The 1430-nt window shown below is 32.7% G+C and carries 2 protein-coding genes; both read left to right on the top strand.

Features of this window, described 5'->3' with window-relative positions:
* Positions 1–67 precede the first annotated feature (67 nt).
* Positions 68–433 carry a transposase gene (locus tag FLV_RS19870; protein WP_243236496.1) on the top strand — a complete coding sequence of 122 codons (366 nt, stop codon included), beginning with the start codon at positions 68–70 and terminating at the stop codon, positions 431–433.
* A 43-nt stretch (positions 434–476) separates the two neighbouring features.
* Positions 477–1397, top strand: a complete 921-nt coding sequence (locus tag FLV_RS19865) for a transposase (RefSeq protein ID WP_262916481.1) — start codon at positions 477–479, stop codon at positions 1395–1397.
* Positions 1398–1430 lie beyond the last annotated feature (33 nt).

The raw sequence follows: 1430 nt of genomic DNA, 5'->3' as shown, positions 1-1430 counted from the left end.
GGATCAATACATATTGTTGTGGGGAAATATTAAAATATCGATTTTTGTATTTTAAAATTATATAGAAATGCAGGATTCTTTTGCGGAGCTTCTCAAGTTGTTATTGCCTGAAATAATAGTTGATTATTTTGAACTTACCTCTTATGAAAAAGGAGATGAGATTCTTCATTTGTACTTGAAAGAAATCAATTCTATTCCAAAAGAATACCGAAGTTCTAAACTAAGCTCAAAAGGATTTTTTGAGCAGATAACTGTTCAGGATTTTCCTATTCGCGGACATCAGGTGTATCTTCACATCACTCGCAGAAGATGGCTTAATGAAGATACTGGAAAAGTAGTTTTCAGAGATTGGAATTTAGTAGCAGACGGAACTCGTGTAACTCAGGAGTTTGCGTCTTTTTTAAAAGAGATCAATAGATTCCAATCCAAATAACTGCAATGCCATTGCTTCATTTTATGGCATCAAGGGCAGAAATCTGCAATATCAGTACAAAGATTTCTTAAGCGATTTTAAAATTTGGGATCAAAAATCACATGCAAAACAATGGCTTTTATTTCCTGAAAACATTGGAAAACGTTTATCAATAGATGAAACTTGCCTCTCTAATGGAGAGTTATATACTATTTTAACAAACAAATCCGGCAGAGGCAGAAAAGGAACCATAGTGGCAATGATATTAGGAACTAAAGCTTCATCTGTTATTGATGTCATTGAAAAAATACCGCTTAAAAAACGAAACCTTGTCAAAGAAATCACACTTGATATGGCTGCTAATATGGGATTGATTGCCAAGAAATGTTTTCCAAACTCAGTTCGTGTTATCGATCGTTTTCATCTTCAGAAACTTGCGTCAGAAGCTTTGCAGGAAATCAGGATTAAATATCGCTGGAAAGCCATCGATCAGGAAAATGAAGCTATAGAAGAGGCTAAAAAGTTCAATAAAAAATATGAATCTCAAACACTTGTAAATGGAGATACACTTAAACAGCTATTAGCAAGAAGCCGTCATTTTTTATATAAAACCAAAACAAAATGGTCTGTTAGTCAAACAGAACGTGCTAATTTATTATTTGAATTGTATCCAGATATCCTAAAAGCATACAATCTGACTCAGGAACTACGTACTATTTTTGAAAAAAAAAATGATAAAATTATTGGCTTTGCAAAATTGGCCAAATGGCATGAAAAGGTAAATCAATCTGGATTTAACTCTTTCAATACAATATCCAGAACAATAATCAATCATTATCAAGCAATATTAAATTACTTTGATAACAGAAGTACAAATGCTTCGGCAGAATCTTTCAATGCAAAAATAAAAGCTTTTAGAGCCCAGTTCAGAGGCGTAAGGAATGTAGAGTTTTTCCTTTTTAGGTTAACTAATATTTATGCCTAAATTTTATCAATCCACAGGTTTTTGCATTGATCC

Origin of the sequence: Flavobacterium pectinovorum (genome assembly GCF_022802975.1) — a bacterium.
GTDB classification, from domain to species: Bacteria; Bacteroidota; Bacteroidia; order Flavobacteriales; family Flavobacteriaceae; genus Flavobacterium; species Flavobacterium pectinovorum_B.
This window is presented reverse-complemented; position numbering and strand designations above follow the sequence as displayed.